This window comes from Aquimarina sp. MMG015 (assembly GCF_018100855.1).
Taxonomy (GTDB): Bacteria; Bacteroidota; Bacteroidia; order Flavobacteriales; family Flavobacteriaceae; genus Aquimarina; species Aquimarina latercula.
In genome coordinates this window covers 242,839-267,314 of sequence record NZ_JAGJEB010000005.1, presented here as the reverse complement: position 1 = coordinate 267,314, position 24,476 = coordinate 242,839, and the positions used below count along the sequence as shown (strand labels likewise).

The following is a 24,476-nucleotide window of genomic DNA, read 5'->3' as shown; positions in this document are numbered from 1 at the left end:
ATCGTAATTTTTAAGTGCCCTAAACTATTTTTATGAAACATACCTATTACTACCTCACCATTCTACTATTATTTACTAGTAGTATTGGACTATCACAACAAAAAAAACTGGATAGCATTATTCAGGTTACAAAAACTATATCGGATTCCTTAAATATTAATCTTGCAGCTGACTTGATCTATGAATTGAATCTAAATGAAGAATTTGAAGAAGGTCTAAAATATTGTGATAGCATTATTAAAATTTCTAAAGAGATTAAATACGATAAAGGTGTTGGACAAATACATAACGAAAAAGCTGCGATCTATAATCACACAGATGATTTATACGAAGCTTTAAAATGTTTTGATCAAGCCGCTTTATATTACGGAAGAATAAATTACACAAGAGGGCTGGCGATAATTCAAAATAATAAAGCAGTAATTGAACAGCGACTAGGAAATCCCGAAAAAAGCATTACTCATCTTTTAGAAGCTAATCAATATTATGAAAAATTAAAAGATAGCGCTAGCCTATCCACAACTATTAATAATATTGGAAATGTCTATGGAGACATTAACGAACTTGAATCCGCTAAAAAATATTACTATCAATCATTAGCACTAAAACGAAACACAGACTCGAAAACTATAGGTTCTACCCTTAATAACTTAGCACTAATCTATATCAAAGAAAAAAAATTAGATAGTGCATTAGTATTACTAAATGAATCCTTAAAAATTAATAAAAAAGAAAATGACAGTCATGGAATTGCTGAAGCCTATAGTGCTCTAGGTAGAATATCTTTTATTAAACAAGAGTACCAGCAAGCTAAAAAATATTATGAATCAGCCCTTTTCATTGGGGGCAAAGTAGCTTATAAAGAAAGATTAATTAGAACAAAATTATCTCTTGGCGAAGTTGCTATAAAAACTAAGAAATTTCAAGATGCAGAAAGCTATATTACTGCAGCTACCAGTGAATCACAAAAACTTAATTCTACACCATTACTTCTCAACTGTTATGATTTATCGTCTGCTCTAGATTCTGCGCAAGGAAAATATCAAGACGCATATAGATGGCAAAAAAAATATAACAACTTATTTAACGCCCATACGCTTAAAGAAACTAGTCAAAAAATAGAACTTGTAAAAAGAAGAGTTGAAGATGAAAAAAAGCAACAAATAATTTTAGATAAGCAAAAAAGAAGTGAACAATTAGCTAAAGAAGAATTGTTTAAACAAAAAATATATACCTATGTAGCAATTGCAGCTTTTGTTGTTGCCTTCATTTTTATTATTGGTATAGTAAAAAGTAGATTAGAGAGAGCTAAATATATAAAAGAACTAAATGAGTCTAATCAAGTAAAAAACAAATTATTTTCTATTGTATCTCATGATTTAAAAAATGAAATACACGGTTTAGATAATACTCTTAACTTATTAAGAGATGATGTCATTTCTGAAAATGAATTTAAAGAGATCATCCCTTTACTTTCTAATAGCGCTCATCAAACATCGTTATTATTGACTAATCTATTAAACTGGTCCAAGTCTCAGATGAATGAGCTTAAGGCAAACCCTAGTACGTTTGATTTTTCAGAAATCATACGAGAAAAAATTATATTTTTTTCATCAAAAGCTTCTCAAAAAGAAATCAAAATCATTAATGACTTAAAAGATACCACACAAGTATATGCCGATAAAGATATGTGCACCATAGTAACCCAGAACCTAATTGCAAACGCAATAAAATTTTGTAATCCTAGAGACACAATAACCTTATTTAAAAAAGAAGAAAACAACGTTGTAAAAATCTATTTTAATGATACTGGAATTGGAATATCCGAAGAAAATCTAAAGAAAATTTTTTCTGAAGAAACCTTGACTACAAAAGGCACTAACAATGAAGCTGGCACTGGACTAGGGCTAAATATTTGTAAAGAATTGATCGCTCTTAACAAGGGAAATCTAACTGTTGAAAGTACTCTTGGAAAAGGAAGTTCTTTTTGTATTACACTACCAAAAACCCTAAACTCTTAAAATAATTACATACGCTCTGGAACCTGAATCCCAAGCAAACTAAATGCAGATTTAATAGTTTTACCCACTATTTCGGACAGTTGAACTCTAAAAACTTTTTCGTTTTCAGAATCTGCACCAAATATTGATACATTCTGAAAAAACGAATTATACGCCTTTACTAAATCATATGTGTAATTAGCAACAACTGCAGGGCTTAAATCCTTAGCTGCATTCTGTATAATATCAGGATATATCTCCAATAATTTAATCAATTCCTTTTCTTTTCCATCCAGTACTATATCATTTACCGAAGTACTCGAATTGAAATCAGCTTTACGTAAAATAGCCTGAATCCTTGCATAAGTATATTGAATAAAAGGACCAGTATTTCCTTGAAAATCTACTGATTCTGATGGATCAAATAGTATTCTTTTCTTAGGATCCACCTTAAGAATGAAATATTTTAATGCTCCTAAGCCAATAGTCTTATAGACTGTAGTCTTCTCTTCTTCAGAATAACCATCTAGTTTTCCTAATTCTTTTGAAATTTCTCCTGCAGTCACCGCCATTTCGACAATAAGATCATCCGCATCTACAACAGTCCCTTCTCTACTTTTCATTTTACCGCTTGGAAGATCAACCATTCCATAGCTTAAATGATGTAAATTTTTAGACCAATCATATCCTAACTTCTTAAGAATTAGAAAAAGAACTTTAAAATGATAATCCTGTTCGTTACCAACAGTGTAAATCATTCCTCCAATATCAGGGTTATCTTTTACACGCTGGATAGCTGTACCTATATCCTGTGTCATATATACAGCTGTCCCATCACTACGTAACACTAATTTTTCATCTAAACCTTCATCTGTAAGATCACACCAAACAGATCCATCTTCTTTCTTAAAAAATACACCATTAGATAAACCTTCTTCTATATTATCTTTACCTAAAAGGTATGTATTACTTTCATAATAATAGCTATCAAAATCAACACCTAGTGCCTTATATGTTTGATCAAATCCTGCATAAACCCAATTATTCATAGTTTCCCACAGATCTACAACCTCTGCATCTCCTGCTTCCCAACTTCTAAGCATTTCTTGGGCTTCAATAAGGATAGGAGCATCTTTTTTTGCTTCATCTTCTGTTTTTCCTGATGCTACCAATTCTGATATCTGACTTTTATATTCTTTATCGAAACGCACATAGTAATTCCCTACTAATTTATCTCCTTTTAAACCAGTAGATTCAGGGGTTTCTCCATTCCCAAACTTTTGCCAGGCTACCATACTTTTACAAATATGTATTCCTCTATCGTTAATAATCTGAGTTTTATATACTTTTTTACCGCTAGCTTTTATTATTTCGGCTACGGCATATCCTAATAAGTTATTTCGAATATGTCCTAAATGCAATGGTTTGTTTGTATTAGGAGAAGAGTATTCTACCATTACCGCCTTATCTCCCTCTAACGGGTAAGCGAAACCATAATTTTTAGTGTCTTTTATTTTAGCAAAAAAATCTAAATAATATTGATCTTCTATTACCAAATTAAGAAATCCCTTTACAACATTAAAAGAAGTAATTTCTTTCATATGTTCAACTAAATAAGCTCCTAAAGCCTCTCCTATCTGAACTGGGTTTCCTTTTACTACACGCAACATCGGAAAAACAACAACCGTAATATCGCCTTCAAACTCCTTACGAGTACCTTGTAACTCTACGGATTCTACATCTGCACCATATAATTCTTTTATTGCCGCTTTTACCTGTTCTGTAATAGTTTGTTGTAATGCCATTTTATGAATTGTATTTTGATATAAAAATCAGGCAGCAAAGATAATAGAAATATAATCTTCCGCCACCTCTATTGACATCAATTCGTATCTTGTGATAAAAGAAAAAGATGCTTGTTAATAATACTTACAGAGACCTCGAACTTAAAAAGAAACTTATAGAACAAGTTGGAAAACCATTTACCTTAATAGAACGAATAAAATTAGGAGGGATTGGTTCTCCAAAACTTCATATTGTAGGGTCCAGTGTAGAAATTAATAACCTATTAATGCTGAATAACAGAATACATACTTGTAATATAGAATTGAGACCAAAAGGTATTTTGGTTGGTTTTAGTGTACGTTTAGAAACATATCTTTTAGTTATCCCTTTGTATAAGTTAACGATCTATAAAGGAAAAGCAGAAGAATACTGCATTTATAAAGACAATTATCATATTAAAATAAAAGTAAAAAACACGGATACTGCTATCCATCAGTACATTAAAAAAATACTTAATTATAAAGCAGACAATAGTCCTACGAACATCGAAGACATATAAATCGAGTTGACACTAATTTTAAGTAATAAAAACTTTAGCAATCTACTTTTTTGACAAAATCACAATGTATTTCTTCGTATCTTATACCTAAAAAGATGCGAATATTACTTACAGGTGCTAATGGTTATATTGGCATGAGGTTGCTCCCATTATTACTAGACGCTGGTCACGATATCATTTGCTGCGTAAGAGATCGAGACAGGCTTTCTATAGATCATGAAATGATAAAAAAAGTATCTATTGTAGAAATAGACTTTTTAGAAGACCCAAATACTTCTAAACTACCTCGTGATATTGATGTAGCATACTACCTGATTCATTCTATGAGTTCTTCTACTTCAGATTTTGACAAAAAAGAAGAAATTTCTGCTCAAAATTTCAATATCTATGTAGCGCAAACTAACATAAAACAAGTAATATATCTAAGCGGTATTGTAAACGAAAAAAATCTATCTAAACATTTATGGTCTAGAAAAAATGTTGAAGAAACCTTATATAAAGGAAATTTTAATCTTACTGTTTTACGCTCAGGAATTATTGTTGGGTCTGGTAGTTCTTCTTTTGAGATAATCCGAGATCTATGTGAGAAATTACCTATTATGTTAACACCAAAATGGGTAAATACCAAAACACATCCCATTGCCATAAGAGATGTTTTAAGTTTTATGACTGGAGTATTAGGAAATACTGAATGTTATAATCAATCATTTGATATCAGCGGGCCTAATGTTATTACTTATAAACAAATGCTTTTGTTATATTCTAAAGTACGTGGAATCAGGCTACTTATTTTAACGCTTCCTGTAATGACTCCCAAACTTTCCTCATATTGGTTATATTTTGTTACTTCTACATCATATAAACTTGCGCTAAATTTAGTTGATAGTATGAGTATTCCAGTAATTGCCAACGATAATCGATTACAAAAGATATTAGGTATTGAACCTATGACATATACCAAAGCTTTAGAATTAGCTTTTATTAAAATAGAACAAAACCAAGTGGTATCAAGCTGGAAAGATTCTATGGTTAGTGGTCGTTTTGATAAAGATATTCAGAAATATGTAAAAGTTCCAAAAAAGGGATGTCTTAGAGATTATAAAAAAATCAATATAGATAACCCTAATAGAGTAATCGAAAGAATATGGGCTATCGGTGGTGAGACTGGCTGGTATTATGGAGATTGGATGTGGAAAATAAGAGGATATATTGATAAGTTCTTTGGCGGAGTAGGATTACGAAGAGGAAGGACTAATCCCGATAAAATCAACTCTGGAGATGCTTTAGATTTTTGGAGAGTTTTAGTGGCTGATAAGAATGAAAAGCGTTTACTACTTTTTGCAGAAATGAAGGTTCCCGGTGAAGCCTGGCTTGAATTTGATATCGACAAAAACAACATACTTCATCAAACTGCTACGTTTAGACCAAGAGGCATTTGGGGACGATTATATTGGTATCTGATGGTACCTTTTCACTACTTCATATTTGGAGGAATGATACGTAACATTAGTTCAAACAAGATCAAAAAAATCGGACAAAAAGCAAAATAACACGATAAATAGCGTTTATTTGATCTAATATTAGTATTTTTACTAAAAAATAAATGCAGAAACCCTTTCTGATTCTTTTTCTAATAATAGTAACTCTTGGTTGTAATACAAAAAAAAGCAAAGACCAAGAGCTAGATGATTTTGTGAAAATAATATCGGGGAATTTTTCTTCTAAAAAACAATCTAAACAAGAATCCGGTTATTCTGCGGTTAATCTTTATAATTATCCAATCTGGGAAAACAGATCTGGGTATTGGTTTTATCAGGAACTATTTGATCATAAAAATAACACCTCTGTATATAATCAAAGAATAGTACATATTAAAAGAGTGGATAGTGTTACAATAAGTACAACCAGCTATGTTATTCCGAATCAAAAAAAATATGTTAATTCATGGAAAAATGTATCTGTTTTTGATAGTTTAACAAAAGACAGTTTGAAAATTAGAGAAGGGTGCGATGTTTATTTTAAAAAAAAGACTTCCACTATTTATCAAGGAAAAACCGAAAAAGGAACATGTTCTAGTAGTTTTAGCAAAACAATATCCTACACAACCAGTAATATAGTAATTAGTAGAAATAAAATTTCTTCTTGGGACAGAGGGTACAACAATCAAGGAAAACAGGTATGGGGAAAAATTCAAGGTCCTTATGTGTTCCTTAGGATTATAGAAGAAGAGTAAAAACCTAATCCATAAAATCTCCTAAGGTCTTATTCTCTAGAACTTTTAACGTATTATCTCTAACTTCAATCATCAATTCATGCACTGTACAGGCATCTTCATCCGGGCAGTCATCGCATTTTTCATAAAAATTAAGACTTACACATGGTAACATAGCTATAGGCCCTTCTAACACTCTAATCACCGCAGCCATTGAAATCTCGCTAGGTTCTTTAATTAAATAGTAACCCCCTCCTTTTCCTTTTTTGGAGCCTAAAAAACCATTTTTACGTAGTGTAAGTAATATACTTTCCAGGAATTTTTGAGAAATATTTTCGCTTTTAGCAATCTCTGATATTAAAACGGGGTGTTCACACTTTTTTCTTGCTATATATGTTAGGGCTTTTAATCCGTATTTTGTTTTCTTCGAAAGCATTTTTTAAATTGAATATAATCAAAAATAGTTAAAAGATATAACTTGGTATTTCAATGATATCTTTTAACTATTTTCAGACTCAGAAAAGTTATCGACAAACTATCTATTTTCTTGGAAGAAAAACTTCTGCCATCATACATCGGGCACTTCCACCTCCAAGTTCTTCTATTGTTCCCAGATCACTATGAACAATCTCACAGTGTTTTTTTATTTTCAATACCTGGTCTTTACTTAAACTATTATATGCAGCTGAAGACATTACCAAATATCTCTTGTCATTTGCTCCAATGACTTGTAACATATTCCCAGCAAAATTATTTACTTGAGCTTCTGTAATTGATATAATTTCTTTACCATCATTTTTTAGGTGATTCAAAAGATTCTTTCGTTCTTTTTTATCATCTATACAATCTACACATACTACTGCAAAAGTTTCTCCAATCCCCATCATAACATTTGTATGATAAATTGCTAATCGTTCACCTTTTACTGTTTGATATGCTGTAAAAATAACTGGAGTGTATTCAAAATCCTCACAAAATTCAATAAGTAGTTCTTCATCTGCCCTAGGAGACAATGCACAATAAGCCTTTTTATTTACTCGATCAAGTACAAGACTACCGGTACCTTCAAGAAAAACATTATCTTCCTCTGCTGATGTGTAATCAACAATGTTTTTTATTTCAAAACCAGTATCTTCTATAATATCTAAAATTTCTGGTCTGCGCTCTCTCCTTCTATTAACAGCGAACATAGGATATAATCCAATATCACCATTTTCATGAAAGGAAACCCAATTATTTGGAAATATAGAATCTGGAGTATCATTTTCTTCCTTATCATCAATAACCACTACATTTACTCCGATAGATTTCAATTTCTCAACAAAACCGTCGAATTCATTTTGTGCTTTTATATGCACATCTTCTGTACTACTACTTGAACTGTTCTGGTAATAGTTATTTACAGCTGTTTGTTCATTCATCCTAAACTTAACTGGACGAATCATCACTATAGTATTTGTTATCTGTTTCATTATCTAATCTCTTATCAGTGGCATTGTAGAACAACGTAAAAGTCCTTCTTGCTTTGCTATTTCCGCATATGGAACTTCTTCTACCGTTATATTTAAATTACGCAACCAGTCATTCAATCTAGTAAATCCTTTTTCAGAAATTATCACGTCTTCTGATATTGAAAACACGTTAGAGTTCATGTAATACATCTCATCTCTATCAATATGAAATAAGTTTTCATTACCAAAAAAGTCAACTAAATACTTATAATCCTCTACATTCCTAAATCCTTCTTTATGAATTATAGCTTTATTTTTTCCAACAGGTTGAAAACAACAATCTAAATGCAAAGCATTATCTCTAGGATCTTCCATTGATTTTTGAAGATCAAATTCTTTTACAATTTTATTAGGAAAAAGAGACTTAATATATGCTACTCCTTTCATATTAGTTCTAGCCACAATACAATCGCTATAATCATTCCCTTTATAGGTTCCAATAAAAATATGATCATTATGAATAATAATATCACCTCCTTCAAAATGGATATCCTCTGATGGAGCTTTATGAACTTTTCCAGGTTCCACCTGATCTATTACGTATTGAATTGCTTTTATTTCTTTTTCTCTATCCGGTAGTATATTAGATTTTATAAAAGTATCATCTATAACTAATGCGATATCCCTTGCAAAAATTTGATTATAATTTTCTATTATCTCAGGTCTATATACTTTTACATCATACTTTTCAAATACCCTAGCGACTTCTTCCATTTCAGCAACCATATCTACTTCTTTTGGGTAGGTACCGGCTTTTATATGTTGTATTGACTTTGGATCGTACGCCTCCTCAATTTTAGGTATCGGACCATTACTAATGGCTGTTCCTAAAACAACTGCTCTAAGTCTAGAAGTTTCATTTTTAATATTTAATTTCAATGGCCTGATTTTAAAGTAAAACTATTATTAATAACTAACTTTTATATATGAACAAATATAGGAAGAGGTATTATGTAGATGCTAATTTTATTTAAAAAAAATACAAACTTTTTATCAAATCCTAAAATTCAATCCTTAAGGAAACAATAAATTATTGATTCCATAAAAAAAGGGATGTAACACTAGTGCTACATCCCTTTTCTATATTGTTGGTTTTCTTATCTCTCAGAAACAGATTTAAAAGCTCTATAAGTCTCACCGGTATATATTTGTCTAGGTCTTCCTATTGGTTCTTTGCGAAGGCGCATTTCTCTCCATTGTGCTATCCAACCAGGTAATCTTCCTAATGCAAACATTACCGTAAACATCTCAGTAGGAATACCTAAAGCTCTGTATATAATCCCTGAATAAAAATCTACATTAGGGTATAACTTTCTCTTTACGAAATACTCATCTTCTAACGCAACTTTAGCAAGACCTTTGGCAATATCAAGAACTGGGTCCTCTATTCCTAAATCTCCTAAAACTTCTTCTGCAGATACTTTTATGATCTTGGCTCTTGGATCAAAGTTTTTATATACTCTATGTCCAAATCCCATTAAACGGAACGAATCTTCTTTATCTTTAGCTTTAGCAATATATTTTGCAGTATCTCCTCCATCTTCTCTGATAGCTTCAAGCATTTCAATAACTGCTTGATTTGCACCTCCATGTAATGGTCCCCAAAGAGCGGAAATTCCAGCTGATAACGATGCGAATAGACCTGCGTGTGAAGAACCTACAATACGCACCGTAGATGTAGAACAGTTTTGCTCATGATCAGCGTGTAATATTAGAAGCTTATCCAATGCATCATTTACAATTTTATTTGCTTCATAAGTTTTGTTTGGCCTAGAGAACATCATTTTATGTAAATTCTCCACATAGCCTAACGAACTATCTCCATAATCTAAAGGAAGACTTTTACGCTTTCTCATAGTCCAAGCCGCAAGGACAGGAAACTTAGCCATTATTTTTACAATAGCATTATACATAGCTTCTTCAGAATCTACGTCTACAGAACCTGGATTAAAAGCTATCAATGCACTAGTTAAAGATGAAAGTACTCCCATAGGATGAGCACTTTTAGGGAATCCATCAAGAATTCTCTTCATATCCTCATCTACATGAGACTCCTCTTTAATATCTTTATCAAACTTATCTAACTGCTCAGCAGTTGGTAGCTCACCAAAAATTAACAAATAAGCCACTTCTAAAAAATCAGCTTTTTCTGCTAATTCTTCTATAGAATATCCTCGGTATCTTAGAATTCCTTTTTCTCCATCTAGAAAAGTGATTCCACTCTCACAACTTCCTGTATTTTTAAATCCAGGATCAATAGTTGTTATACCACCTGTGGCACCTCTGAGAGTCTTGATATCAATTCCTAATTCGTTTTCAGTTCCTTCTATTATGGGGAACTCATATTTGTTACCGTCTATTTCTAAAGTAGCTTTTTTTGACATTGTGATTATTTAGAATTTTGCTGTTATAATAAGGGATGCTAAATTACAAAATATAGTGTTAATATATTATTAATCACACCATCTATTTTACAATAGAAACATCACTTTATGGTTATAGCTAAAAAAAGAGGATTCGTTATGAATCCTCTTTTAAAAACGTGTGTTTTTTTTGAAAAAATGAACAAACCAGATACTAACATAATCTTATTATGTAATATCTAGGGTTCTTTCATTAATAAAAAGTTTAGTAAACCAAAAGTTTCTATTATTACGCTTTAATTTACTTTTTAATCTTAAATGCTTTTTCTTTCGGATAATAAGCAACAACACCCAATTCTTCTTCTATACGAAGTAGTTGGTTGTACTTAGCCATTCTATCACTACGAGAAGCTGAACCTGTCTTTATTTGACCAGTATTTAACGCCACTGCTAAATCAGCAATTGTATTATCTTCAGTTTCACCAGAACGATGAGACATCACAGAAGTGTAACCTGCATTATGAGCCATATTCACAGCTGCAATAGTTTCGGTTAATGTTCCTATTTGATTCACCTTAATCAAAATTGAATTAGCAATACCATTTTCAATTCCTCTAGATAATCTTTCTACATTGGTAACAAATAAATCATCACCTACCAACTGTACCTTATCCCCAACCTTATCAGTCAAGTATTTCCAACCATCCCAATCATTTTCATCCATTCCATCTTCAATAGATATAATAGGGTATTTAGAAGCTAACTCAGCTAGATAATCTGCTTGTTCTTCACTTGTTCTTATTACACCAGTCTTTCCTTCGAATTTTGTGTAATCGTATTTACCGTCTACAAAAAACTCAGCAGCTGCACAATCTAAAGCTACCATAACTTCATCTCCAAACTTATATCCCGCTTTCTCTACTGCTAAAGCTATAGAATCTAATGCATCTTCTGTTCCATCTAATGTCGGTGCAAAACCACCTTCATCTCCAACTGCGGTACTTAATCCTCTATCGTGAAGTACTTTCTTTAAATTATGAAAAATCTCTGTACCCATTTGCATAGCATGAGTAAAGTCTTTTGCCTTCACTGGCATTACCATAAACTCTTGAAAAGCAATTGGGGCATCACTATGCGATCCTCCATTAATGATATTCATCATTGGCACCGGCAGTGTATTAGCACTAACTCCTCCAACGTATCTATACAATGGCATGTTTAATTCATTTGCCGCAGCTTTTGCTGCTGCCAATGAAACACCTAATATTGCATTAGCACCTAATTTAGATTTATTAGGAGTTCCATCTATTTCTATCATAGTTTGATCCAATAAATTTTGATCAAACACAGAATATCCTAATAATTCTTCTGCGATTATAGTATTTACATTTTCAACCGCTTTTTTAACCCCTTTACCCATATAGTCACTACCACCATCTCTTAGCTCCACTGCTTCGTGTTCTCCTGTTGAAGCTCCTGAAGGAACAGCAGCTCTACCTAAAACACCATTTTCGGTAATCACGTCAACTTCTACTGTTGGGTTACCACGTGAATCTAAAATTTGTCTGGCGTGAATATTTATAATTACACTCATTTTTGATTTGTTTTTGTTGGATAATTTTAATTCTTCGCAATATACAAAACCGGTAAATTTAAATACCTCAGAAAATCTCTTAATTTATTGCTTAAACCCTAGTAAACACGACAAGTTATCAACTATAACGTTATAGATCAACCTATTATTCGGAGTACAGAATATTTACAATAAACTTCAAATTCTAAGCTTCTACCTTTGTATTTTTTATATTATTTATAAATTGATCAAATAGATAAACTGAATCATTTGGACCGGGACTAGCTTCTGGATGATATTGAACTGAAAAACAATTTTTACTTTTCATTCTCATACCAGCCACAGTATTATCATTAAGATGTACATGGGTTATTTCTACATCTGGGTTGCTTTCTGCTTCTTCTCTATTAATAGCAAAACCGTGATTCTGTGACGTTATCTCTCCCTTACCCGTAATTAAGTTTTTAACAGGATGATTTATACCTCTATGACCATGATGCATCTTATAAGTACTGATGCCATTTGCCAATGCAATTACTTGATGCCCCAAGCAAATTCCAAATAGTGGTAAATCTTTTGAAATAATTTCTTTTGCAGTCTCTATAGCCTGAGATAATGGTTCAGGATCACCAGGGCCATTTGACAAGAAATAACCATTAGGTTGCCATTCACTCATTTCATCAAATGTAGCATCATAAGGAAATACTTTTATATAAGCATCTCTTTCTGCAAGATTACGTAGTATATTCTTTTTCACTCCAATATCTAAAGCAGAGATTTTATAAGTTGCATCTGGATTACCAAAAAAATACGGTTCTTTAGTAGAAACTTTAGAAGCTAACTCTAATCCATTCATATCCGGAACAGCTGCTAATTGCTTTTTCAATGCATCAATATTATCAATTTCTGTAGAAATTAATGCATTCATTGCTCCATTATCTCTAATATAACTAACTAGTGCTCTAGTATCAACATCGGATATAGCAAGTAAATTATTTTTTTCAAGAAAATCCTGTAAAGAGCTATCGGCTCGATCACGTGAAAACTCATAACTAAAATTCTTCACAATTAAACCTGCTATTTTTATCGAATCAGATTCCACCTCTTCAATATTAGTTCCATAATTACCAATATGTGCATTAGTAGCAACCATCAATTGTCCAAAATAAGATGGGTCTGTAAAAATCTCTTGATATCCTGTCATTCCAGTATTAAAACATACTTCACCAAATGCTGTTCCTTCTTTTCCTACAGCTTTGCCATAAAAAATCGTGCCGTCTGCTAATAAAACAATTGCTTTCTTTCGAGATTGATATTTCATCCTTTATCTTTTTTAATATTAAAATTCCCTTTCAAGGACTTAGACTTTTTTTATAAAAATTCAAAAAAAAAGGATAAACGATGAACGTTTATCCTTTATAACTATGTGTATATCACATTTTTCATTTATTCTTCTTCAGAACTAGGAGTTTCTACTACTGGTGCAGTTTCCGCTTTCTTAGTTCTACCTCGACGAGTAGATTTCTTTTTAGCAGGTTTACCAGCGTTATATAACTCATTATAATCAACTAACTCTATCATCGCCATATCAGCATTATCTCCAAGACGATTTCCTAATTTGATTATTCTTGTATACCCCCCAGGTCTGTCACCAACTTTTGCAGCAACATCTCTAAACAATTCTGCAACTGCATACTTGTTACGAAGCTTACTAAAAACAAGACGTCTATTATGCGTTGTGTCTTCTTTCGACTTAGTTACTAATGGCTCTACAAACTGCTTAAGCGCTTTAGCCTTTGCCACAGTAGTGTTTATTCTCTTATGCTCTATAAGAGAACAAGCCATATTAGCAAGCATAGCTTTACGATGTGCAGTTTTTCTACCTAAGTGGTTTACTTTTTTTCCGTGTCTCATGACGTTAAAATTTAAACACCATCTTGCTCAATCTACCTCGTGTAGAGAGCAAAATATGATGTGTTAGTCTTTATCTAATTTGTATTTAGAAAGATCCATACCAAAATTAAGTCCTTTAACATTTACTAGCTCTTCTAGCTCAGTTAAAGATTTCTTACCGAAGTTACGGAACTTCATTAAATCGTTTTTGTTGTATGATACCAAATCTCCCAAAGTATCTACTTCTGCAGCCTTTAAACAATTAAGTGCTCTTACAGAGAGATCCATATCGATCAATTTAGTTTTCAACAATTGTCTCATATGTAATGATTCCTCATCATATGTTTCTGTTTGTGCTATCTCATCAGCCTCTAATGTTATACGCTCATCAGAGAATAACATAAAGTGGTGTATAAGAATCTTAGCAGCTTCAGTTAATGCATCTTTAGGATGAATTGAACCATCAGTAACAATTTCAAAAACTAATTTTTCGTAATCTGTTTTTTGTTCTACACGATAATTCTCAATACTATACTTAACATTTTTGATAGGTGTATATATAGAATCTGTGAAGATTGTACCTATCGGAGCATTGGCTTTCTTATTTTCTTCTGCAGGAACGTATCCTCTTCCTTTTTCTATAGTAATCTCTAGGTTAAGAGCTACTTTTTTATCCATATTACAGATAACCAAATCCGGGTTAAGAACCTGAAAACCTGAAATAAATTTTTGGAAGTCTCCAGCAGTTAATTGCTCTTGACCAGAAATTGAAATTGTAACCGATTCATTATCGATATCTTCAATCTGACGTTTAAAACGTACCTGTTTAAGATTAAGAATAATCTCTGTTACATCTTCTACAACTCCAGAAATAGTAGAAAATTCGTGATCTACCCCTTCAATTCTTAAAGAAGTTATAGCGAATCCCTCTAAAGAAGATAGCAAAACTCTTCGTAAAGCGTTACCAACTGTCAATCCGTACCCAGGTTCTAATGGTCTAAATTCAAATTTACCATCAAACTCACTAGAGTCGATCATGATAACTTTATCGGGCTTCTGAAAATTTAATATTGCCATATTATTGTTTCTTCTAAGAGTTATTACTTCGAATATAATTCGACGATGAATTGTTCGTTAATGTTTTCCGGAATTTGAATTCTTGCCGGAACCGATACGAAAGTACCTTCTTTTTTATCATTATTAAAAGTAATCCACTCGTACACTTTACTATTGTTAGCAAGAGAGTTTTGGATAACTTCTAATGATTTTGATTTTTCTCTTACCCCAACAACATCACCAGGCTTCAATTGGTAAGAAGGAATATTTACTAATTCCCCATTTACAGTTATATGTCTGTGAGAAACTAATTGTCTAGCTCCTCTACGAGAATTTGAAAGTCCCATTCTAAAAGCAACGTTATCTAAACGAGATTCACATAATTGAAGTAAAACTTCACCTGTAATACCTGTAGATCTTGTCGCTTTTTCAAACATATTTCTGAACTGACGTTCTAATACTCCATATGTATATTTAGCTTTTTGCTTCTCCATTAACTGGATTGCATATTCACTTTTCTTTCCTCTTCGTCTGTTATTTCCGTGTTGACCAGGAGGATAATTTCTCTTGTCGAATGACTTATCGTCACCGAATATCGCTTCTCCAAATTTACGAGCGATCTTTGTTTTTGGACCAGTATATCTTGCCATTTTCTTATTAATTTAATTGTTGAGGAGGATATGAATTAAGGTCACTTTCCTTCGATAATCCTTTGTTCCTCATTTGACTTACTTTAATTATAATATAAAACATAAAAGATCCCGAAAATATTCGGGATGCATTTACTTATACTCTACGTCTTTTTGGAGGACGACAACCGTTATGAGGCATTGGAGTTACATCAATAATTTCTGAAACTTCAATTCCTGAGTTATGAATAGAACGTATTGCAGATTCTCTCCCATTCCCCGGACCTTTAACGTATACCTTTACTTTCTTCAGTCCAGCTTCGATAGCAACCTTAGCAGCATCTTCCGCAGCTAATTGTGCAGCATAAGGTGTGTTCTTTTTAGAACCTCTGAATCCCATTTTTCCAGCTGAAGACCAAGAAATTACGTCTCCTTTTTTATTTGTTAACGAAACAATAATGTTGTTAAAAGATGCTGTTACGTGTGCTTCTCCTACTGACTCAACAATTACTTTACGTTTTTTTGAAGTTGACTTTGCCATACTACTTATTATTTAGTTGCTTTTTTCTTGTTAGCAACTGTTTTTCTTCTTCCTTTACGCGTTCTAGAATTATTCTTAGTACGTTGACCTCTAAGTGGTAAACCTGCTCTGTGACGAATACCTCTGTAACATCCTATATCCATAAGACGTTTGATATTTAACTGTACTTCAGAACGTAATTCTCCTTCTATGGTATAGGCTCCTACAGCTTCACGAATACGACCAATCTGGTCATCATCCCAATCAGAAACTTTAATACTTTCATCTACTTTGGCAACGTCTAAAATTTCTTTAGCTCTACTTCTACCAATTCCGAAGATATAGGTTAATGCTATAACTCCTCGCTTTTGTTTAGGTATATCTACCCCTGCAATTCTTGCCATAATTACCCTTGTCTTTGTTTAAATCTAGGATTCTTTTTATTAATTACGTAAAGTCGGCCTTTTCTACGCACAATCTTGCACTCGGCACTTCTCTTTTTTATTGATGCTCTAACTTTCATCTCTTTGTGTTTAAATCCTGAAAATACTTAGTAAGCATTTCAGAAGGTCTCGTTAACAAGATTTTCAGCCCGCAAAAGTACGTAAAAAATCTTAATTAACTAATATTCTTAAAATTATTAGTATCTGTATGTTATACGAGCCTTAGATAAATCATAAGGACTCATTTCTAACTTCACCTTATCTCCTGGTAATAATTTAATATAATGCATACGCATTTTACCCGAAATATGAGCTGTCACTACGTGACCATTCTCTAATTCTACTCGAAACATTGCATTTGATAAAGCTTCGATTATACTCCCGTCTTGTTCTATTGCTGGTTGTTTTGCCATTTTATGCTACCGCTTTTCTATTTTTACCAGTTTTCATCAATCCATCATAATGCCTATTCAATAAATATGAATTAACCTGTTGCATTGTATCTATAGCAACTCCAACCATAATTAATAATGAAGTCCCACCGAAAAACAATGCCCAACCTTGTTGAACACCTAAAAGCTTTACAGCTATTGCAGGAAAAACAGCAATTAACGCTAGGAAAATAGATCCTGGTAATGTTATTTGTGACATGATCTTATCTAAATACTCTGCAGTCTCACTACCTGGTCTAATTCCAGGTATAAAACCACCACTTCTTTTTAAATCATCAGCCATTTTATTAGTTGGAACGGTAATAGCAGTATAGAAATATGTAAATATTATGATTAATAATCCAAATAATAAATTATACCATAATCCAAAAATATCGCTAAAAGCAGCAGCTATTCCTTGCGAAGTTTCTGATTCAGAAAGACCAGCAACAGCAGCAGGGATAAACATAATAGCTTGAGCAAATATAATTGGCATCACTCCTGAAGCATTCAACTTTAATGGAATATATTGTCTTGAACCAAAAACGTTCTTTTCATACCCTCCACTAGCAGTTCTTCTAGCATACTGCACAGGAATCTGACGAACAGCCATTACCAATAATACAGACGCCAATATTATTACAAACCATATCACTAGTTCTATCAACACCATTATAATGTCTCCACCTTCACCAGATGTTCTAGAAATAAAATTCTGAACAAATGATTGAGGTAAAGTAGCGATAATACCAACCATTATCAATAATGAAATACCATTACCAATACCTTTGTCGGTAATCTTCTCACCCAACCACATAGCGAATATACATCCAGTAGTTAATATTATTACAGATGATACAACGAAAACAGTTTGACTTATTTCCGTACTGAAGGCAGCAGGAGGTAGTGTAGCGAACAAGTTATAAATATAACCAGGACCTTGAACCAAGGTAATCGCAATTGTTAACCAACGCGTAATCTGATTAATTTTCTTTCTTCCACTTTCTCCTTCTTTTTGTAGTTTTTGCAAATAAGGAATAGCTATCCCCATCAACTGAACAACAATAGAAGCGGATATATAAGGCATAATCCCTAAAGCAAATACAGAAGCATTAGCAAATGCTCCTCCTGTAAATGCATTAAGCAACCCTAATAAACCATCTTGAGTTTGAGTACCCAAATTAGCTAATTCTGCCGCATCAACTCCAGGTAAAACTACCTGCGCTCCAAAACGATAAACCAAAAGCAATCCCAGTGTAACTAGAATTCTATTTTTTAGTTCTTCAATTTTCCAAATGTTTTTTATTGTATCAATAAATTTCATGAAATGTCTTTTATAAGGTTACTGCTTCACCACCTGCTGCTTCTATAGCTGCTTTTGCAGTGGCTGTAAATTTATGAGCTGTGACTTTTAATTTAGCCTTTAACTCACCTCTTCCCAGTATCTTAACTAAATCATTCTTTCCTGCAAGACGTGTATTTAATAACACGTCAAGATCAACTGTGTCAGTTATTTTACCAGCATCAACTAACTTCTGTAGCGTATCTAGGTTTATCCCTTGATACTCTTTTCTGTTGATATTAGTGAAACCAAATTTTGGTACACGTCTTTGAAGAGGCATTTGCCCACCTTCAAATCCTATCTTTCTAGAGTATCCAGAACGAGATTTCGCTCCTTTATGACCACGAGCAGCAGTTCCACCTTTTCCGGAACCCTGACCACGACCTAATCGCTTACTGTTATTTTTTACTGAACCTGCAGCAGGTTTTAAGTTACTTAAATCCATGTGCTTATATTATTTTGTTTCTACAGAAACTAAATGTTTAACTTTATTTACCATCCCAAGGATATTAGGAGTGTCTTCGTGCTCAACAACCTGACCAATCTTTTTAAGCCCTAGAGCTTCTAAAGTTCTTTTTTGTCTCTGAGTACGGTTAATAGCGCTTTTTATCTTCTTAACTTTAATCTTTGCCATCGTTCCTATATTTATCCTTTAAACACTTTTTCAAGTGAAACACCACGTTGTTTTGCTACTTGCTCTGCACTACGCATTTGCAATAAAGCGTCAAACGTTGCTTTCACCACATTGTGTGGGTTAGACGATCCTTGATTTTTAGAAAGTACATCGTGAACACCAACTGATTCTAATACCGCACGGATAGCTCCACCCGCGATAACTCCTGTACCAGTTGCAGCAGGCATTAATAATACTCTTGCTCCACCGTACTTACCCTTTTGTTCATGAGGTAATGTTCCTTTAGTTAATGGTATACGGACTAAATTTTTCTTAGCGTCTTCCACTGCTTTTGCAATAGCTTCAGCAACTTCCTTAGACTTACCTAAACCGTGACCTACAACACCGTTTTCATCTCCTACAACTACAATAGCAGAGAATCCAAATGCTCTACCACCCTTAGTTACTTTAGTAACACGTTGTACTCCAACTAAACGATCCTTTAATTCAAGTCCACTTGGTTTTACTAATTCTGCGTTTTTATATTTTTGATACATAATTTCTTAGAATTTAAGTCCTGCTTCTCTAGCTCCTTCAGCTAATGATTTTACTCTTCCGTGATATAAATATCCACCTCTATCAAATGATACGGTATCTATACCAACTTCCTTAGCTTTTTCAGCAAGGGCTTTACCTACCAAGCTTGCCTTTTCTGCTTTATTACCTGATGCAGCAGCAATATCTTTATCTCTTGAAGAAGCTGAACCGATAGTCTTACCGGTAACATCATCTATGATTTGCGCATAGATTTCTTTATTACTTCTAAAAACAGATAATCTAGGACGTTGTTCTGTTCCGCTTACTTTACCGCGGATTCGCTTTCTGATTTTTAATCTTCTTAAATCTTTTGAGAATGCCATAACTTCGTTATTATGCAGATTTACCTGCTTTTCTTCTTAATTGTTCTCCTACGAATTTAACTCCTTTACCTTTGTAAGGTTCTGGCTTACGGAAACCTCTAATTTTAGCAGCTACCTGTCCCACCAATTGTTTATCATGGGAAGTTAATTTTACGATCGGGTTTTTACCTTTTTCTGATATAGTCTCTATTTTCACTTCTGGAGCAACATCTAAAACGATATTGTGAGAGAAACCTAAAGCTAAATCTAATTTTTGTCCTTGATTAGAAGCTCTATAACCTACTCCAACCAATTCCAACTCTTTAGTAAAACCTTCAGAAACACCTTGTACCATATTGTTAATCAAAGCTCTGTACAAGCCATGCTTTGCTTTATGATCCTTAGCTTCCGTAGGTCTTTCTAGAACAACCTGACCTTCTTCTACTTTCACATTGATAGCATCTATCTCTTGTGTAAGCTCTCCTAATTTTCCTTTAACAGTAACAACATTACCTGTCACTTCTACAGTGACACCAGACGGAATAGTTACTGGATTTTTTCCTATTCTTGACATTTCTTTTGTCTTTTATACTGTTAATATACGTAACAAAGTACTTCACCACCTACATTCTCTTGCTTAGCCTGTTTACCAGTCATTACACCGTGAGAAGTAGAAACAATCGCAATACCTAATCCATTAAGAATTCTTGGTATCTCGCTAGATCCTGCATATTTACGCAAACCAGGCTTACTGATTCTTTGTAATTCTTTTATTACAGGTTCTTTTGTTAGTTTATTGTATTTAAGAGCTATCTTAATACTACCTTGTGTTGTATTATCTTCGAATTTATAACTTAAAATATATCCCTGATCGAATAATATCTTAGTGATCTCTTTTTTAACCTTCGATGCAGGAATCTCAACAACTCTATGTTGAGCACTATTTGCATTACGTATTCTGGTTAAATAATCTGCTATAGGATCTGTATTCATTGTATATAATTTATGATCTTGGTTTTCAATTAGTATAATCGAACCTGAGATCAATTAATTTTTTGTTATTACCAACTAGCTTTAGTTACTCCTGGAATTAATCCTTGATTAGCCATCTCTCTAAATGTAACACGAGAAATACCAAATTGACGCATATATCCTTTTGGCCTTCCTGTTAATTTACAACGATTATGCATACGGATTGGAGACGCATTTTTTGGAAGTTTCTGTAATGCATCATAATCTCCAGCTTCTTTTAAAGCTTTACGTTTTTCAGCATATTTAGCAACTGTTTTTGCTCTCTTCACCTCACGGGCTTTCATTGATTCTTTAGCCATAATTAATTCTTTTTAAAAGGTAACCCTAGTTCTGTTAACAATGATTTTGCTTCTTTATCCGTATTTGCTGAAGTTTCAAAAGTGATATTCATTCCTGAAATCTTGTTCACTTTATCAATATCAATCTCCGGGAAAATGATCTGTTCAGTAATTCCTAATGAATAATTACCTCTACCATCAAAACCAGTAGCGTTAATTCCATTAAAATCTCTTACACGAGGTAAAGCTGAAGTAATTAAACGATCTAAAAATTCGTACATTCTTTCTCCTCTTAACGTAACCTTAGCACCAATTGGCATTCCTTTACGTAACTTGAAAGTCGCAACATCTTTTTTAGAAATTGTAGCAACGGCTTTTTGACCTGTGATCATTGTTAATTCATCCACAGCGTAGTCAATTAACTTTTTATCAGCTACAGCTGCACCTACACCTCTACTTAAAACAATTTTTTTAAGTTTTGGCACTTCCATTACATTACTATAACTGAATTCTTCTGTAAGAGTAGACATTACTCTGTCCTTATACTCTTGTTTTAGTCTTGGGATATAAGCCATAACTATATTACTTCATTAGATTTTTTAGAAAATCTTACTTTCTTATCTCCTTCTACTCTATACCCTACTCTAGTTGCATCCCCATTAGAGGTTAACAATGTTAAATTAGAAATATGAATAGCTGCTTCTTGCTTCACTATACCACCTTGTGGATTAGCAGCACTAGGCTTTTGGTGTTTAGACACTAGGTTTACACCTTCTACAATTGCCTTGTTCTTATCTTTCAATACTTTCTGTACAGTTCCCTGTTGACCTTTATTGTCTCCAGCGATAACCTTTACTGTATCTCCTGATTTAATTTTTAGCTTTGTCATCTTTGCTATACTATTAAAGCACTTCTGGCGCTAGTGAAACAATCTTCATGAACTGTTTATCACGAAGTTCTCTTGCCACAGGACCAAAAACACGTGTTCCTCTCATTTCTCCTGCAGGGTTCAAAAGAACACAAGCATTATCGTCGAAACGAATATAAGAACCATCTGGTCTGCGCACTTCTTTCTTGGTACGAACTACAACTGCAGTAGAAACCGCTCCTTTTTTAATGTTTCCATTAGGAGTTGCTTCTTTAACACTGACAACGATCTTGTCTCCTACAGAGGCGTATCTTCTTTTTGTACCACCTAAAACACGGATAACTAAAACTTCTTTACCACCTGTGTTGTCTGCTACTTTTAATCTAGACTCTTGTTGTACCATAATTACTTCGCTCTTTCAATTACTTCTACTAATCTCCAGCATTTGGTTCTACTCATAGGTCTTGTTTCCATGATCTTTACAGTATCACCAATATTGCAGTCATTTTTCTCGTCGTGTGCAACATATTTCTTTGTTTTCAACACGAACTTTCCGTACATCGGGTGTTTTACTTTTTTTACTTCAGCAACAACGATTGATTTTTGCATCTTGTTACTAGTAACTACACCTATACGCTCTTTTCTTAAGTTTCTTTTTTCCATCTTTCAGCAGAATTAACCGTTTAATTCTCTTTTAGTTAACTCAGTAGCCATTCTTGCAATAGATCTTCTTACTTTACGCAACTGTAAAGGATTCTCTAATGGAGACATCGCATGAGCCATTTTTAAATCTGAATATTCTTTTCGATATTTACCAAGTTCTTCTTGCAATTCAGCTGTAGATGACTCTTTTACTTGTGATTGTTTCATAATCTTCAATTATTAAGCTTGATAATCTCTAGCTACGATAAACTTAGTTTTTACTGGTAACTTTTGAGCAGCTAAGCGTAATGCTTCTTTAGCTACATCATAAGGGACACCACTGATCTCAAATAAGATTCTTCCCGGTTTTACTACTGCTGCCCAATATTCTACAGCTCCTTTTCCTTTACCCATACGTACTTCAAGAGGTTTCTTTGTAATAGGCTTGTCTGGGAAAATCTTAATCCACAGAGAACCTTCTCTTTTCATATAACGAGTAGCAGAAATACGTGCTGCTTCTATTTGTCTAGCAGTAACAAAACTTGAATCTAATGATTTAATTCCGAAAGTTCCATTAGAAAGAGTATGCCCTCTATGAGCAAGACCTTTCATACGTCCTTTTTGTTGTTTACGGAATTTTGTTCTTTTAGGCTGTAACATTGTTAATTTACTTTAAAAAATTACTTTCTACGACGTGATTTATTATTTCCACCTCGTCCGGCTCTATCGCCTCCTTTTCCTTGTTTCTTAGAAAGACCAACTAAAGGAGAAAGCTCTCTCTTACCATATACTTCGCCTTTCATAATCCATACTTTTACACCTAATCTACCATAAGTAGTATGTGCCTCAACTAAAGCATAATCTATGTCAGCTCTAAACGTTGATAAAGGAATACGACCATCTTTATAAGACTCTGAACGCGCCATCTCAGCTCCATTCAAACGTCCTGAAATCTGAATTTTGATACCTTCTGCATTCATTCTCATTGCAGCCGCAATAGCCATCTTAATTGCACGACGATAAGAGATACGACTCTCAATTTGTCTAGCAACACTAGATCCAACTAGAAATGCATCAAGTTCTGGTCTCTTAATTTCAAAGATATTGATCTGAACTTCTTTATCTGTAATTTTCTTAAGCTCCTCTTTTAACTTGTCTACCTCTTGACCACCTTTTCCGATAATAATACCAGGTCTAGCAGTAGTGATAGTAACGGTTACAAGTTTAAGCGTACGCTCAATAATTACTCTAGATACACTAGCTTTAGATAAACGTGCGTGTACGTACTTTCTAATCTTATCGTCTTCGGCAAGTTTGTCACCGTAGTCATTACCTCCATACCAGTTGGACTCCCATCCTCTGATGATACCAAGGCGATTTCCGATTGGATTTGTCTTCTGTCCCATACTATTTATATTAGCTTTGTGTATTATTTTTTGCTGCAACCACGATTGTAACGTGATTAGAGCGTTTTCTTATTCTGTGTGCACGACCTTGTGGAGCAGGACGTAGTCTTTTTAACATACTACCTCCATCTACACGAATCTCTTTTACAAAAAGGTCTGCTTCTTCGATGTTTGCGTCTTCATTCTTCGCTTGCCAGTTAGCTATCGCAGAAAGCAATAACTTTTCTAAACGACGTGATGCTTCTTTAGGGTTAAATCTAAGAATATGAAGCGCTCTTTCAACTTTCTCACCACGTACCAAATCTGCTACTAAGCGCATCTTGCGAGGTGAAGTAGGGCAGTTATTAAGTTTAGCAAAAGCAATCTGCTTTTTCTCTTCCTTAATTCTTTCTGCCATTTCTCTTTTACGAACTCCCATAGC

At 33.5% G+C, this 24,476-nt stretch carries 34 protein-coding genes; 4 read left to right on the top strand and 30 right to left on the bottom strand.

Features of this window, described 5'->3' with window-relative positions:
- Positions 1 to 32: 32 nt before the first annotated feature.
- Complete coding sequence (locus J8L88_RS11695; RefSeq protein WP_211060807.1) at positions 33 to 2,021, top strand: tetratricopeptide repeat-containing sensor histidine kinase; 1,989 nt, start codon at positions 33 to 35, stop codon at positions 2,019 to 2,021.
- A gap of 5 nt (positions 2,022 to 2,026) precedes the next feature.
- Here the strand turns inward: J8L88_RS11695 and argS are convergent, their stop codons facing one another.
- Positions 2,027 to 3,805 (bottom strand): arginine--tRNA ligase, encoded by a 1,779-nt coding sequence (gene argS / locus J8L88_RS11690; protein ID WP_211060806.1) that lies wholly within the window; start codon positions 3,803 to 3,805, stop codon positions 2,027 to 2,029.
- 107 nt (positions 3,806 to 3,912) lie between these two features.
- Between argS and J8L88_RS11685 the strand changes: the two genes are divergently transcribed.
- The 3 genes from J8L88_RS11685 to J8L88_RS11675 all read left to right on the top strand — a co-directional run bounded on the left by J8L88_RS11685 (position 3,913) and on the right by J8L88_RS11675 (position 6,577).
- Positions 3,913 to 4,344: a hypothetical protein gene (locus J8L88_RS11685; protein ID WP_211060805.1), complete on the top strand. Its 432-nt coding sequence runs from the start codon at positions 3,913 to 3,915 to the stop codon at positions 4,342 to 4,344.
- A 95-nt stretch (positions 4,345 to 4,439) separates the two neighbouring features.
- On the top strand, positions 4,440 to 5,894 hold the full coding sequence (locus J8L88_RS11680; RefSeq protein WP_211060804.1) for an SDR family oxidoreductase: 1,455 nt from the start codon (positions 4,440 to 4,442) through the stop codon (positions 5,892 to 5,894).
- Positions 5,895 to 5,947: 53 nt separating this feature from the next.
- A complete protein-coding gene (locus J8L88_RS11675) occupies positions 5,948 to 6,577 on the top strand; it encodes a chromophore lyase CpcT/CpeT (RefSeq protein ID WP_211060803.1) in 630 nt (209 codons plus the stop codon).
- Positions 6,578 to 6,581: 4 nt separating this feature from the next.
- Here J8L88_RS11675 and J8L88_RS11670 read toward each other — a convergent pair whose 3' ends face one another.
- The 29 genes from J8L88_RS11670 to rplV form a co-directional block, all read right to left on the bottom strand.
- On the bottom strand, positions 6,582 to 6,992 hold the full coding sequence (locus J8L88_RS11670; RefSeq protein ID WP_118387110.1) for an Rrf2 family transcriptional regulator: 411 nt from the start codon (positions 6,990 to 6,992) through the stop codon (positions 6,582 to 6,584).
- A gap of 103 nt (positions 6,993 to 7,095) precedes the next feature.
- Entirely contained in the window at positions 7,096 to 8,028 is a 933-nt protein-coding gene (gene ctlX / locus J8L88_RS11665; RefSeq protein ID WP_211060802.1) for a citrulline utilization hydrolase CtlX, read from the bottom strand.
- A gap of 3 nt (positions 8,029 to 8,031) precedes the next feature.
- Positions 8,032 to 8,946, bottom strand: a complete 915-nt coding sequence (locus tag J8L88_RS11660) for a dimethylarginine dimethylaminohydrolase family protein (RefSeq protein WP_035084912.1) — start codon at positions 8,944 to 8,946, stop codon at positions 8,032 to 8,034.
- 218 nt (positions 8,947 to 9,164) lie between these two features.
- Positions 9,165 to 10,451 carry a citrate synthase gene (locus J8L88_RS11655; RefSeq protein WP_108802990.1) on the bottom strand — a complete coding sequence of 429 codons (1,287 nt, stop codon included), beginning with the start codon at positions 10,449 to 10,451 and terminating at the stop codon, positions 9,165 to 9,167.
- A gap of 280 nt (positions 10,452 to 10,731) precedes the next feature.
- A complete protein-coding gene (gene eno / locus J8L88_RS11650; protein WP_027392527.1) occupies positions 10,732 to 12,024 on the bottom strand; it encodes a phosphopyruvate hydratase in 1,293 nt (430 codons plus the stop codon).
- A gap of 184 nt (positions 12,025 to 12,208) precedes the next feature.
- Positions 12,209 to 13,324 (bottom strand): glutamine-hydrolyzing carbamoyl-phosphate synthase small subunit, encoded by a 1,116-nt coding sequence (carA, locus tag J8L88_RS11645; protein WP_118387116.1) that lies wholly within the window; start codon positions 13,322 to 13,324, stop codon positions 12,209 to 12,211.
- A 125-nt stretch (positions 13,325 to 13,449) separates the two neighbouring features.
- Positions 13,450 to 13,917 (bottom strand): 50S ribosomal protein L17, encoded by a 468-nt coding sequence (gene rplQ, locus J8L88_RS11640; protein WP_027392529.1) that lies wholly within the window; start codon positions 13,915 to 13,917, stop codon positions 13,450 to 13,452.
- A 63-nt stretch (positions 13,918 to 13,980) separates the two neighbouring features.
- Complete coding sequence (locus tag J8L88_RS11635) at positions 13,981 to 14,973, bottom strand: DNA-directed RNA polymerase subunit alpha (protein WP_027392530.1); 993 nt, start codon at positions 14,971 to 14,973, stop codon at positions 13,981 to 13,983.
- Positions 14,974 to 14,996: 23 nt separating this feature from the next.
- Entirely contained in the window at positions 14,997 to 15,602 is a 606-nt protein-coding gene (gene rpsD / locus J8L88_RS11630) for a 30S ribosomal protein S4 (protein ID WP_211060801.1), read from the bottom strand.
- A gap of 136 nt (positions 15,603 to 15,738) precedes the next feature.
- Complete coding sequence (rpsK, locus tag J8L88_RS11625; protein WP_027392532.1) at positions 15,739 to 16,122, bottom strand: 30S ribosomal protein S11; 384 nt, start codon at positions 16,120 to 16,122, stop codon at positions 15,739 to 15,741.
- An 8-nt stretch (positions 16,123 to 16,130) separates the two neighbouring features.
- Entirely contained in the window at positions 16,131 to 16,505 is a 375-nt protein-coding gene (rpsM, locus tag J8L88_RS11620; protein ID WP_027392533.1) for a 30S ribosomal protein S13, read from the bottom strand.
- 2 nt (positions 16,506 to 16,507) lie between these two features.
- Entirely contained in the window at positions 16,508 to 16,624 is a 117-nt protein-coding gene (gene ykgO / locus J8L88_RS11615) for a type B 50S ribosomal protein L36 (RefSeq protein ID WP_013621733.1), read from the bottom strand.
- A 117-nt stretch (positions 16,625 to 16,741) separates the two neighbouring features.
- Positions 16,742 to 16,957, bottom strand: a complete 216-nt coding sequence (infA, locus tag J8L88_RS11610; RefSeq protein ID WP_010181908.1) for a translation initiation factor IF-1 — start codon at positions 16,955 to 16,957, stop codon at positions 16,742 to 16,744.
- A 1-nt stretch (position 16,958) separates the two neighbouring features.
- Positions 16,959 to 18,299, bottom strand: a complete 1,341-nt coding sequence (gene secY, locus J8L88_RS11605; RefSeq protein WP_027392534.1) for a preprotein translocase subunit SecY — start codon at positions 18,297 to 18,299, stop codon at positions 16,959 to 16,961.
- A 10-nt stretch (positions 18,300 to 18,309) separates the two neighbouring features.
- Complete coding sequence (gene rplO / locus J8L88_RS11600) at positions 18,310 to 18,762, bottom strand: 50S ribosomal protein L15 (protein WP_027392535.1); 453 nt, start codon at positions 18,760 to 18,762, stop codon at positions 18,310 to 18,312.
- 9 nt (positions 18,763 to 18,771) lie between these two features.
- Positions 18,772 to 18,951 (bottom strand): 50S ribosomal protein L30, encoded by a 180-nt coding sequence (gene rpmD, locus J8L88_RS11595; protein ID WP_211060800.1) that lies wholly within the window; start codon positions 18,949 to 18,951, stop codon positions 18,772 to 18,774.
- A gap of 11 nt (positions 18,952 to 18,962) precedes the next feature.
- Positions 18,963 to 19,487 carry a 30S ribosomal protein S5 gene (gene rpsE, locus J8L88_RS11590; RefSeq protein ID WP_027392537.1) on the bottom strand — a complete coding sequence of 175 codons (525 nt, stop codon included), beginning with the start codon at positions 19,485 to 19,487 and terminating at the stop codon, positions 18,963 to 18,965.
- A 6-nt stretch (positions 19,488 to 19,493) separates the two neighbouring features.
- Positions 19,494 to 19,850, bottom strand: coding sequence for a 50S ribosomal protein L18 (gene rplR / locus J8L88_RS11585; protein ID WP_118387118.1), 357 nt, complete (start codon positions 19,848 to 19,850; stop codon positions 19,494 to 19,496).
- Between the two features lie 10 nt (positions 19,851 to 19,860).
- A complete protein-coding gene (gene rplF, locus J8L88_RS11580) occupies positions 19,861 to 20,403 on the bottom strand; it encodes a 50S ribosomal protein L6 (RefSeq protein ID WP_027392539.1) in 543 nt (180 codons plus the stop codon).
- 20 nt (positions 20,404 to 20,423) lie between these two features.
- Complete coding sequence (gene rpsH, locus J8L88_RS11575) at positions 20,424 to 20,822, bottom strand: 30S ribosomal protein S8 (RefSeq protein ID WP_091411328.1); 399 nt, start codon at positions 20,820 to 20,822, stop codon at positions 20,424 to 20,426.
- A 68-nt stretch (positions 20,823 to 20,890) separates the two neighbouring features.
- Positions 20,891 to 21,160: a 30S ribosomal protein S14 gene (rpsN, locus tag J8L88_RS11570; protein WP_118387120.1), complete on the bottom strand. Its 270-nt coding sequence runs from the start codon at positions 21,158 to 21,160 to the stop codon at positions 20,891 to 20,893.
- Between the two features lie 2 nt (positions 21,161 to 21,162).
- Positions 21,163 to 21,714: a 50S ribosomal protein L5 gene (gene rplE, locus J8L88_RS11565; RefSeq protein WP_118387122.1), complete on the bottom strand. Its 552-nt coding sequence runs from the start codon at positions 21,712 to 21,714 to the stop codon at positions 21,163 to 21,165.
- Positions 21,715 to 21,716: 2 nt separating this feature from the next.
- Positions 21,717 to 22,028 (bottom strand): 50S ribosomal protein L24, encoded by a 312-nt coding sequence (rplX, locus tag J8L88_RS11560; protein WP_118387124.1) that lies wholly within the window; start codon positions 22,026 to 22,028, stop codon positions 21,717 to 21,719.
- A gap of 13 nt (positions 22,029 to 22,041) precedes the next feature.
- Positions 22,042 to 22,410 (bottom strand): 50S ribosomal protein L14, encoded by a 369-nt coding sequence (gene rplN, locus J8L88_RS11555; protein ID WP_027392543.1) that lies wholly within the window; start codon positions 22,408 to 22,410, stop codon positions 22,042 to 22,044.
- Positions 22,411 to 22,412: 2 nt separating this feature from the next.
- Positions 22,413 to 22,670, bottom strand: coding sequence for a 30S ribosomal protein S17 (gene rpsQ / locus J8L88_RS11550; RefSeq protein WP_027392544.1), 258 nt, complete (start codon positions 22,668 to 22,670; stop codon positions 22,413 to 22,415).
- A 12-nt stretch (positions 22,671 to 22,682) separates the two neighbouring features.
- Positions 22,683 to 22,877: a 50S ribosomal protein L29 gene (gene rpmC / locus J8L88_RS11545; protein WP_118387126.1), complete on the bottom strand. Its 195-nt coding sequence runs from the start codon at positions 22,875 to 22,877 to the stop codon at positions 22,683 to 22,685.
- 12 nt (positions 22,878 to 22,889) lie between these two features.
- On the bottom strand, positions 22,890 to 23,309 hold the full coding sequence (gene rplP / locus J8L88_RS11540; protein ID WP_118387128.1) for a 50S ribosomal protein L16: 420 nt from the start codon (positions 23,307 to 23,309) through the stop codon (positions 22,890 to 22,892).
- 20 nt (positions 23,310 to 23,329) lie between these two features.
- Entirely contained in the window at positions 23,330 to 24,055 is a 726-nt protein-coding gene (gene rpsC / locus J8L88_RS11535; protein ID WP_091411336.1) for a 30S ribosomal protein S3, read from the bottom strand.
- 10 nt (positions 24,056 to 24,065) lie between these two features.
- Positions 24,066 to 24,473 (bottom strand): 50S ribosomal protein L22, encoded by a 408-nt coding sequence (gene rplV, locus J8L88_RS11530; protein WP_027392548.1) that lies wholly within the window; start codon positions 24,471 to 24,473, stop codon positions 24,066 to 24,068.
- Positions 24,474 to 24,476: the final 3 nt, after the last annotated feature.

Bases quoted from the DNA above. Each gene is read 5' to 3' on its own strand.
- J8L88_RS11695 (WP_211060807.1), top strand. From the start codon at position 33: ATGAAACATACCTATTACTACCTCACCATTCTACTATTATTTACTAGT.
- argS (WP_211060806.1), bottom strand. From the start codon at position 3,805: ATGGCATTACAACAAACTATTACAGAACAGGTAAAAGCGGCAATAAAA.
- J8L88_RS11685 (WP_211060805.1), top strand. From the start codon at position 3,913: ATGCTTGTTAATAATACTTACAGAGACCTCGAACTTAAAAAGAAACTT.
- J8L88_RS11680 (WP_211060804.1), top strand. From the start codon at position 4,440: ATGCGAATATTACTTACAGGTGCTAATGGTTATATTGGCATGAGGTTG.
- J8L88_RS11675 (WP_211060803.1), top strand. From the start codon at position 5,948: ATGCAGAAACCCTTTCTGATTCTTTTTCTAATAATAGTAACTCTTGGT.
- J8L88_RS11670 (WP_118387110.1), bottom strand. From the start codon at position 6,992: ATGCTTTCGAAGAAAACAAAATACGGATTAAAAGCCCTAACATATATA.
- ctlX (WP_211060802.1), bottom strand. From the start codon at position 8,028: ATGAAACAGATAACAAATACTATAGTGATGATTCGTCCAGTTAAGTTT.
- J8L88_RS11655 (WP_108802990.1), bottom strand. From the start codon at position 10,451: ATGTCAAAAAAAGCTACTTTAGAAATAGACGGTAACAAATATGAGTTC.
- eno (WP_027392527.1), bottom strand. From the start codon at position 12,024: ATGAGTGTAATTATAAATATTCACGCCAGACAAATTTTAGATTCACGT.
- carA (WP_118387116.1), bottom strand. From the start codon at position 13,324: ATGAAATATCAATCTCGAAAGAAAGCAATTGTTTTATTAGCAGACGGC.
- rplQ (WP_027392529.1), bottom strand. From the start codon at position 13,917: ATGAGACACGGAAAAAAAGTAAACCACTTAGGTAGAAAAACTGCACAT.
- J8L88_RS11635 (WP_027392530.1), bottom strand. From the start codon at position 14,973: ATGGCAATATTAAATTTTCAGAAGCCCGATAAAGTTATCATGATCGAC.
- rpsD (WP_211060801.1), bottom strand. From the start codon at position 15,602: ATGGCAAGATATACTGGTCCAAAAACAAAGATCGCTCGTAAATTTGGA.
- rpsK (WP_027392532.1), bottom strand. From the start codon at position 16,122: ATGGCAAAGTCAACTTCAAAAAAACGTAAAGTAATTGTTGAGTCAGTA.
- rpsM (WP_027392533.1), bottom strand. From the start codon at position 16,505: ATGGCAAGAATTGCAGGGGTAGATATACCTAAACAAAAGCGAGGAGTT.
- ykgO (WP_013621733.1), bottom strand. From the start codon at position 16,624: ATGAAAGTTAGAGCATCAATAAAAAAGAGAAGTGCCGAGTGCAAGATT.
- infA (WP_010181908.1), bottom strand. From the start codon at position 16,957: ATGGCAAAACAACCAGCAATAGAACAAGACGGGAGTATAATCGAAGCT.
- secY (WP_027392534.1), bottom strand. From the start codon at position 18,299: ATGAAATTTATTGATACAATAAAAAACATTTGGAAAATTGAAGAACTA.
- rplO (WP_027392535.1), bottom strand. From the start codon at position 18,762: ATGGATTTAAGTAACTTAAAACCTGCTGCAGGTTCAGTAAAAAATAAC.
- rpmD (WP_211060800.1), bottom strand. From the start codon at position 18,951: ATGGCAAAGATTAAAGTTAAGAAGATAAAAAGCGCTATTAACCGTACT.
- rpsE (WP_027392537.1), bottom strand. From the start codon at position 19,487: ATGTATCAAAAATATAAAAACGCAGAATTAGTAAAACCAAGTGGACTT.
- rplR (WP_118387118.1), bottom strand. From the start codon at position 19,850: ATGGCATTCTCAAAAGATTTAAGAAGATTAAAAATCAGAAAGCGAATC.
- rplF (WP_027392539.1), bottom strand. From the start codon at position 20,403: ATGTCAAGAATAGGAAAAAATCCAGTAACTATTCCGTCTGGTGTCACT.
- rpsH (WP_091411328.1), bottom strand. From the start codon at position 20,822: ATGAATACAGATCCTATAGCAGATTATTTAACCAGAATACGTAATGCA.
- rpsN (WP_118387120.1), bottom strand. From the start codon at position 21,160: ATGGCTAAAGAATCAATGAAAGCCCGTGAGGTGAAGAGAGCAAAAACA.
- rplE (WP_118387122.1), bottom strand. From the start codon at position 21,714: ATGGCTTATATCCCAAGACTAAAACAAGAGTATAAGGACAGAGTAATG.
- rplX (WP_118387124.1), bottom strand. From the start codon at position 22,028: ATGACAAAGCTAAAAATTAAATCAGGAGATACAGTAAAGGTTATCGCT.
- rplN (WP_027392543.1), bottom strand. From the start codon at position 22,410: ATGGTACAACAAGAGTCTAGATTAAAAGTAGCAGACAACACAGGTGGT.
- rpsQ (WP_027392544.1), bottom strand. From the start codon at position 22,670: ATGGAAAAAAGAAACTTAAGAAAAGAGCGTATAGGTGTAGTTACTAGT.
- rpmC (WP_118387126.1), bottom strand. From the start codon at position 22,877: ATGAAACAATCACAAGTAAAAGAGTCATCTACAGCTGAATTGCAAGAA.
- rplP (WP_118387128.1), bottom strand. From the start codon at position 23,309: ATGTTACAGCCTAAAAGAACAAAATTCCGTAAACAACAAAAAGGACGT.
- rpsC (WP_091411336.1), bottom strand. From the start codon at position 24,055: ATGGGACAGAAGACAAATCCAATCGGAAATCGCCTTGGTATCATCAGA.
- rplV (WP_027392548.1), bottom strand. From the start codon at position 24,473: ATGGGAGTTCGTAAAAGAGAAATGGCAGAAAGAATTAAGGAAGAGAAA.